The following is a 1,096-nucleotide window of genomic DNA, read 5'->3' on the forward strand; positions in this document are numbered from 1 at the left end:
ATCACCCCTGCTCCTTTTTTGCCCATATGCTGAAATGGTTGAGGCCGTCCCTGACGGAGACCTGTGGGGACCAGTTCAGCAGGCGGCGTGCCTTCGAGATATCGGCCAGAGCATAGCGAATGTCGCCGGCGCGGAAATCGCCGGTGACTTGGACGCCGTTGCGCGCGTCCCCGACAAGGTCGATCAATTGCCGGGCCACGTCGATGATGGTCGCCGCCTCGCCCGCGCCGATATCCACGATCTGATCCGAGAAACTGCCCAGCGCGACGGTGCTGGCAAAGGCGCGCACAACGTCGTCGACATAGACAAAATCGCGGGTGATATCGCCGTCCTCGAAGATGTTGAGCGTCTTGCCCTGCATGATCTGGTCGGCAAAGATCGAGATCACGCCGGTATAGGGGTTCGACATGGACTGCCCCGGGCCATAGACGTTCTGCAGGCGCAGAATGCCGACCTCGGTCGGGGTGCCCCAGAAGGCCTGGGTCAGCAGGTATTCCTGCATCAGCTTGGTCGAGGCATAGATCGAGGCGGGTGCCACCGGGCAGGTATCGGCATTGGTCGGCACCGGTGTCAGGGTTTCGCCGCTGGCCGATTTCGGCAGGAAGTCTCCGTTCGACATGTCCTGGCTGGTGCGGGCGACCGCAGGCACAAGGACGTTGTTGGCGTCCACGCAGGCGCCCTCGCCATAGACGCTGCGCGAGCCGGCCAGAATGATGCGGCGCACCGGGGTATCGGCCGCGCGCACCGCCTCGATCAGGTTGGTGGTGCCGATGATGTTGACCTCGTTGTACCGGGTCGGGTGGTCAAAGGACTGGCCGGTGCCGGTTTCGGCGGCCAGGTGGAAGATGAACTCGGGCCGGACCTGCGACATGGCGCGCTGCATGTCGTCGCGCGAACGCACGTCGCCCACGATCATCCCGGCGCCCGAGGATTTGGCGATCCTGAAATTGGTCTCGTTCTGGAAATGAACCTGTGGGTGCAGAGAGTCGAAAATCGTGACGTCATGCCCTTGCTGAACAAGTTCAGCGCTCAGCCGCGACCCGATAAAACCCGCGCCCCCCGTGATCAGAATCTTCATTAAGCTATCCACCATGTC

1 protein-coding gene is annotated in these 1,096 nt (G+C 62.3%); it reads right to left on the bottom strand.

All coding sequences use genetic code 11. The features are described 5' to 3' along the window. Position 1: 1 nt before the first annotated feature. Positions 2 to 1,078 (bottom strand): NAD-dependent epimerase/dehydratase family protein, encoded by a 1,077-nt coding sequence (locus ACR0J2_RS24065; protein WP_480814112.1) that lies wholly within the window; start codon positions 1,076 to 1,078, stop codon positions 2 to 4. Positions 1,079 to 1,096 lie beyond the last annotated feature (18 nt).

This window comes from Ruegeria sp. CG4 (genome assembly GCF_056537185.1).

Excerpts from the sequence above, each read along its gene's own strand:
- ACR0J2_RS24065 (WP_480814112.1), bottom strand. The coding sequence starts at position 1,078 with ATGAAGATTCTGATCACGGGGGGCGCGGGTTTTATCGGGTCGCGGCTG.